The sequence below is a fragment of the Bacteroidota bacterium genome (assembly GCA_018698135.1).
Taxonomy (GTDB): Bacteria; Bacteroidota; Bacteroidia; order CAILMK01; family JAAYUY01; genus JABINZ01.
The window spans coordinates 1-7,305 of sequence record JABINZ010000156.1; the positions used below are offsets into that span (position 1 = coordinate 1).

Genomic DNA, 7,305 nt, shown 5'->3' on the forward strand with positions numbered 1-7,305 from the left:
AAATATGATTCTTTTCGGTTCCTACAAAAATACGTGTATCCGTTTTACTTTTTTGATATAAACTTATTCCGGAACTTGCTTTTGCACTTAAGCGAATTGGATAATTAGCCGTATTTCGGCCCAATCTATCAATCAGTTGAAGGTGGGTTTCAGTTGTAAATAAATACTGCAGTTTTTTGTTTTTATAGAAATCTACCTGGTGAATATCGCCCACTATTTTGTTATCCAATTGTCTTTTCCATAGAATCTCGCCAGTATTGCTGATCAGGTATAAATTGTTCTTTTCATCAAAAACCATTACCTCTTGTTTACCTGAATTGTGATTTTTAAAGATCCAAGGTTCAATAGAAAAAGTAGTGTCTAATGCTACTTCCCATACTTTTTCCATACTTTGTGTGGCAGATGAAGAGAATGTCGTAAGCAACTCATTATAAAATCCATTATTGTTATTCACGATTTGATATCCAAGAGTTTCCAATTTTGTAAAAATGGAATTTCTAAGATTTTTTTCATACCAACTTTTGCTCAGCACATGTTCCAATACTGCATTGGTTCGATTGGAATTTATATAGGCAAAGAAATTACTTTCACTGACTAATTTATCGGCAAATCGATGATAATCGCTTGAAGAATTAAGTGTTTGTCCATTTGTGAAATCATCAATAATCTGTTTCAATGAGTGTAAGTTAGGACTAAATACAAGGTAATCGCGGATACTTGTGAAATAAGCTTTTTCATCTAGTTTAAAAGAAGAACCAAAAATCAGATAAAACAGATCAGCTTTGTTTGTCACATATATTTCATGCGATTTATAAAAATCATCAATTTGCTCGCTCGTGTCATCATTTTGAGATTCTGATCTCTTGAGAATACGACTTGCTTCTGCCGCATGTTCAACCTTTATATAAACAATTTTATTTTGTTTGAAATCTTCAGCAAATGGTTCATTAATACTCAAAGCAAATGATCCATTTAGTAAGGGTAAAATATCATTTTCAATATTTATTTGGTGTTTTTTTTCAAAGGAAACCAGAGCTGCTTCATAAGCATTCCAGCGCTTGCTGAATTTCATATAATCCTGATAATGCTGCAAAAAAGCCTTTGGGTCACTAATTTGATAGGAGAAAAGCATAGCACTTTTTAATGAGGCAATTTTACTGATGTCGGATTTTCGAGCTTTTTGGTTAGTAAACAATCGATTGAATCCATTAAAAGTATCTGCCATCTGAATACTTCCTCGTAATGAGAAAGATGCTTCATCGTTCTTCAATTCGTAATTTGCTGTTTGTGCAAAATAGGAAAGGCTGCCAGCAAAATCGCGCAAATCATCACTAATAAAAATATCCAATAAAGTAGGAAGTTGTTTGAAGTTGACAAACCAATTTTCTTTAAATTCATTAAATGTGACGCCAAAATTTGATTTGTCAATTAGTCCTGTTGAAAGATGATATGAACGAATAGCATCTTCAATTATAATTGATGATGAGCTGATAGCTAAAATCCCATCTAAAAAAGCAAAAGCCACTGTCGATTGTTTGGATTGAGCTTGATAATTAAATACACTTACTCCTTCAAATACACTTTTTTTTGCATCGGTTTCTAATTCTGAAGCTATCATTTTGCGAACATCATCTTCCTTAAATTTTCCTTTTGTTTGCATAAGAAGCAATACACCGATTTGCTGACGGGATATTTTGTGCAGACTTAAAACCATTTTCTGACTTGTAATGTAGGAATTGATTTTTTCGTTTTTATGAATGGCCGAGTCAACCAGGGAGTAGGACTTTGCGAAAGCATTAATGTTTTGGCTTGTTTGCAGGTTTTTCCAGTATGTTGTTTTCGAAATCTGATCAAATTCATGACGGAAATTATCTCCTTGGTAAAACAAAATAGCATTTTCAGGCAAAGCTGTCAATGGATCAGGATAATTATTCTTTAGCTTTAATTTTGGTAAAGCAAACCAAACAACTATTATAAGAACGACTAAAGCTAGTGAAATAAATAATCCTTTTTTGAATCCGGACATGTATTAAAACAGTTAAATATGACTTATCGATTGATTGATACGAACTTTAAAATTACTATGATTGTCAATAACAAGAAAATATAATAATGCACAGCTAATTCGTAAATAAGCATAATATATTTTCTAATCATACATTTGAATTATTGTTCCTACTTTTGATTAATTATAGGATGTCAATGATGTAGTTTATTGATTTATTTATTACTTGATTCCCATTATCCAGGGGTTCATTATTTGAAATTAAATGATATTTTAATGAAAAATTTCTGTTCAATAAGCATAGTCTTACTGATTTCTTCTGTTTTTCTTTTACCTCTAAAAGGAAATTCACAAGAAGCATTGAGTCTTTCAGATTGCATTGAATATGCTTTAAAGCAAAACATAAGTGTAAGGCAAAACATGCTTGATATTGATCGTAAACAATCAGAGCTTCTTCAAAGCAAAGCAGCCATGTTGCCTTCTGTTAATGGCTATATTAATCAGGGATTGAATTTTGGAAATTCACTGGACTATACAACTTATGAATATGTAAAAGAAAGAACCAGTTCAAATTATTTTCAGCTTAGTTCTAACCTGACCATTTTTAATGGCTTTCGTTTATTGAATACGGTGAAGTCAAATCAGCATGCCTTAGATGCGAGTAACTGGACTTATGAAGATGTGAAAGATCAGGTAGCCATGAGTGTTGCGCTATCGTATCTGCAAATATTAATGAATAAAGAGCAACTAAATTTAGCAGTTGAGCAAATTGAACTCACAAAAGGATTGCTCGAAAGAATACGGATTTTAGTTGAAGTAGGGCAGGAAACCAAATCAAAAGAATTGGAGTTGAAAGCTGAAATGGCTAGCAATGAAGTGACACATATAGAGGCCAAAAACAATCTGATTCAAAGTTATCTGAACCTCAAACAAATTTTGAATTGGGAAATCAGCAAACCCATTAAAATCAATGAATATGACATTAATCTGGCATCGGGAGGCGATTATGATCGGGTGGATATTGAAAGTGTTATTAGTAATAATATAGCTGAATTACCAAAAGTAAAAAGGGCTAAGTCGGACTTGGAAAGTGCACAATTTTATTACAAAGCCGTGCAAGCGATGAAATATCCTAGCATTGATTTGCAATCTTCAGTGGGCACAAGGTATTCAAGTATTAAGAACCCACTGACCGGTCAGCGAGATCCATTTAATGATCAATTAAACAATAATCTTGGTCAATACTTAACATTCGGACTGCAGATTCCAATATTTAATAATTTGAAAAATTCGGGATCGTCTCAACTGGCTCAATTAAATATTAAAAATGCTGAACTGACCTATCGTGAAACGGAAGTGCAATCGAAAAATGCTATTTATGAAGCCTATTACCTAATGAATAATTCCGGTAAAAAATACGAAGCAGCCATTAAAAGTCAGGAAGCACAGCGCTTGTTATTTGATCAATCAACTTTAATGTATAAAGAAGGGGTATTAAATTTTTATGAATGGCAATCTTCCCGAAACAATTTGAGTCGGGCTGAAGCGTCATTGCTGAGTGCAAAATACGATTATTTGTATCGAATTAAAGTTTTTGATTATTACAGAGGCATACCTTTAAGTTTATAAAATTAGATTTTCAAAAAGCAAAAATTAGTTTCATGGCTATTGAGAAAAGACATTATAAAAAGAAAAATAACAAACTATTTGTTTGGTTGGCAATTGCCATGGTGGCAATGATTGTTGTACTCATGATTCTTAGTAAAAAAGGAGTGATTGGAGATAGCAATATGATAGAAGTGGAAACCAACATGGTTAGTAAGCGATCTATTTCAGAAGTAATAACCGCCAGTGGCAAACTAAGGCCTGAGAAGGAAATATCTATTTCCTCTGATGTTCCCGGTGAAATTATTGAACTTCAGGTTAAGGAAGGCGATCGTGTTCGCAAAGGAGATTTATTACTTCGCATCAAACCAGATGAGTTTAAATCAAGTGTTGATGAAGCGATAGCGGCCTATAACAGTTCGTTAGCAGGTCTTGAAAATGCCAAAGCAAACCTCGAGCAATCAGGAGCAATGTTGGAAAAGAGTAAAACATTGTATGCAAGATATCTGATTTTAAAAGAAAAGAAAGCTGTTTCGGATACGGAATTTGAAAGAATTGAATCAGAATATTTGGGTGCAAATGCACAAAATGAATCGGCCAAACAAGGAGTAGAAACGGCCAAATATGGTATTGTTTCAGCAGCTGCACGAAAGCAAAAAGCATTCGAAAGTTTGAATAAAACAACTATATATTCACCTATTGATGGGATAGTAACCCGGTTGAATAATCAGGAAGGGGAAAAAGTAGTGGGTACAGCTCAAATGGCTGGAACGGTAATTATGCGTTTAGCCAATTTAAGTCAAATGGTCGTGAATATTGATGTCAATGAAAATGACATTATTCGCATTTCTCTTGGAGATACAGCAGATATTGAAGTGGATGCTTTTTTAAACGAAAAGTTCAAGGGCTTGGTCACAGAAATTGCCAATTCAAGCAAAGATAACTTAGGAGGGATTGATCAAATTACCACATTTGATATCAAAGTAAGACTAATTGAAGAATCGTACGCTCATTTGATTGATACCAATAAAACAGTTCGGACACCATTTAGGCCTGGGATGTCGGCCATGGTAGATGTGCACACCAGTAGTGCTTTGGATGTGATTGCTGTTCCCATATTGGCCGTAACAACACGATTTGTTGATCCGGAAGGAGATGAAATAGAAAGCAAAAAGAAAAAGGGCGAAAAAGAAAATGACAAAAAAGAAGTTGTTTTCCTTTTTGAAGATGGAAAAACAAAACTAGTACCCGTTGAAATCGGAATTCAGGATGATTATTTCATTGAAATAACAAGCGGCCTAAAAGAGGATCAGGAAGTAGTGAGTGGACCATACAGCATTGTTTCAAAAATCTTAAAAGATGACCAAACAGTGAAAAAGAAAACGAAGGAAAAGGAAAATGACTAAAATTGGTGTTATAGGAGGAGGGAGCTATGGAACGGCTATTGTTAAAACTTTGCTTGACAAAGATGGTGATGTTTTTTGGTGGCTAAGGAAACAGAATACTATTGACAGTATAAACTTAAAAGGTCGAAATCCAAAGTATCTAAGAGCCGTAGATTTAAAGTTGAAACCAGAGCAACTTAGTACTGACATCAGGGAGATATGTAGACAATCAGATATTATCTTTATTGCAGTTCCTTCTGTTTTTTTGCGGGAAACATTATTGCAACTAGATGATTCAGATATGGAAGGAAAGTTAATTGTTTCTACAACCAAAGGACTTATTCCTCACGATCATCAGCTTATTTCTGATTATATAATTAAGAACTTCCATTTAAACGCAGATCAGTTTATATTTTTAACCGGACCCGCACATGCTGAAGAGGTGGTTACCAAACGCAAAACCTATTTGACCTTGGCATCAAGTTCTGAAGAAAATGCACTAAGAGCTGGTTCTTTTCTTGAAACAGATTATATAGCTGTAAGAACCTCAACAGATGTACCAGGTTTAGAATATGCAGCTGTATTGAAAAATATCTATGCTATTGCAGCTGGAATTAGTCAAAGTGTGGGTTATGGAGATAATTTCCTTGCAGTTTTGATGTCGAATGCTATTCGTGAAATGGATATGATGCTTAAGCAGGAATGTCCTGCTGACAGAAATCTCATGAGTTCAGGCTATTTAGGCGATTTACTGGTAACGGCATTTTCTAAGTTTAGTCGAAACCGCACTTTTGGCAGTATGATCGGACATGGTTATTCGACCAAAGCCGCTTTGATAGAAATGAACATGATACCAGAAGGACATTATGCAGTTAAATCATTTTGTAAGTTAATGCGAGAAAGTTGTGTGAAGTTGAGAATTGTTTCGGCTGTTTATAAAATTCTCTATAATCAGGAAGATCCTTTGAAAACGCTTCAGGCATTGGAAGAGGGCTTTGATTGATAAATGATTGAGTGTGTAAATAGAATTTACATGATAAGAAGAATAATTGGTGATACTTATAGGTTTGGTTTTAACGGTATAGAAAAGGATAATGAAGTATTCGGCACCGGAAACTCCTATACAACCATGTTCAGGCAGTATGATCCGAGATTGGGTAGGTGGTTTATCTTCTTAAGACAAAAGTTACAATGGTTCCTAAATAAGTTTTGAATGAGAAAGTATTTCATTATTATACCTCTTTTATTACTTTCAATGCAAACATTTTCTCAAAGAGAATGTGTAGATAGCCTTTATGCTAAAGTCCTTCTTGGAACAAGTTTAGTCCATGAATCTAAGCCAGATAGTAATTGGATAGTTATTGAAACACTATACAACATGGCTGGGAATTGGTTTTGGTATCAAAATGAGAGTTACTATAGGATATTTTATAGTCCTGAAACACCAGAATCCATAAATAATGTTGTGAATAATAATAGTGTCAAATGGTATCAAGGACAAATGATTATTCATGAGAGTCAACTTAGTAAAACAAGAAAAGATTCATTCGTTATTGAAGATTATTACTTTCATGATACGTTGTGGATAACTGTAAGCTGGCAAGATTATCTGAATAAAAAGCCAAATCTTATTGAGATAACAAATCTTGATTGGTTGTATTATTATAAGTTTGATAGTAATGGATTTCTGAAGGAAAAATGGGGATCTGATAATGAATATGGTAAAGTAAAAACAGTTTTTAATAGAAGTGGAAACCTGATACTATGTACAGAATATGACTATTGCCGCCTACTATTAATACATGATTGTGACAACTCAAATTCATTTATTACTGGTTTTCAATTAGCTGATAATTTGCCACTAAATTATGCAGCTGAGGCCGTTTTTCATGGCAATCATAAAGAATATTATGATTCAGGGATGCTGAAAGTAATCGGATATTATGAGAAAGGCGAAAAAACTGGACACTGGATATTTTATGATGAAGATGGTGAAATTATCAATTTAGTAGATTATTAACTTCCTTCCCGGCAACCAACTGAAGGCAAATTTGAATTACTGCATTATTAATAATTGTACATAAAGAGCAAGAGCCTTATGCATAATACATAAAGGAAAGTTTGCTTTTCCAAGAGCATGGTACAAAAAACTGGACCTTTTAGTTTGGTTAATTATGTTAGAAAACATACCTGTTCTCGCAAGTCTTCCTAAGGGTGAATGTGAGAAGCGATAAATGAAAGACTTAAGTCTTTGTAGCACTAGAATTAGATAAAAAGCAAAAAACTTTTGTTTATTGAAAGTTCCAAGAG

Annotated in this window: 6 protein-coding genes; 5 read left to right on the forward strand and 1 reads right to left on the reverse strand. The window is 33.8% G+C overall.

Annotation, left to right across the window (positions count from 1 at the left end):
- Nucleotides 1-2,026 (reverse strand): DUF3352 domain-containing protein (locus tag HOG71_10225; protein ID MBT5991213.1); only part of this gene is annotated, 2,026 nt, incomplete at its 3' end.
- A gap of 255 nt (nucleotides 2,027-2,281) precedes the next feature.
- Between HOG71_10225 and HOG71_10230 the strand changes: the two genes are divergently transcribed.
- From HOG71_10230 to HOG71_10250, 5 genes are read left to right on the forward strand one after another with little or no spacing between them, the layout of a single operon-like run.
- Nucleotides 2,282-3,634, forward strand: coding sequence for a TolC family protein (locus HOG71_10230; GenBank protein ID MBT5991214.1), 1,353 nt, complete (start codon nucleotides 2,282-2,284; stop codon nucleotides 3,632-3,634).
- A 32-nt stretch (nucleotides 3,635-3,666) separates the two neighbouring features.
- Nucleotides 3,667-5,016, forward strand: a complete 1,350-nt coding sequence (locus HOG71_10235) for an efflux RND transporter periplasmic adaptor subunit (GenBank protein MBT5991215.1) — start codon at nucleotides 3,667-3,669, stop codon at nucleotides 5,014-5,016.
- Nucleotides 5,009-5,998: an NAD(P)-binding domain-containing protein gene (locus tag HOG71_10240; protein MBT5991216.1), complete on the forward strand. Its 990-nt coding sequence runs from the start codon at nucleotides 5,009-5,011 to the stop codon at nucleotides 5,996-5,998. Before HOG71_10235 ends, HOG71_10240 begins: the two co-directional genes overlap by 8 nt.
- Nucleotides 5,999-6,028: 30 nt before the next feature.
- Nucleotides 6,029-6,208: a hypothetical protein gene (locus tag HOG71_10245; protein MBT5991217.1), complete on the forward strand. Its 180-nt coding sequence runs from the start codon at nucleotides 6,029-6,031 to the stop codon at nucleotides 6,206-6,208.
- Entirely contained in the window at nucleotides 6,209-7,015 is an 807-nt protein-coding gene (locus HOG71_10250) for a hypothetical protein (GenBank protein MBT5991218.1), read from the forward strand.
- Nucleotides 7,016-7,305 lie beyond the last annotated feature (290 nt).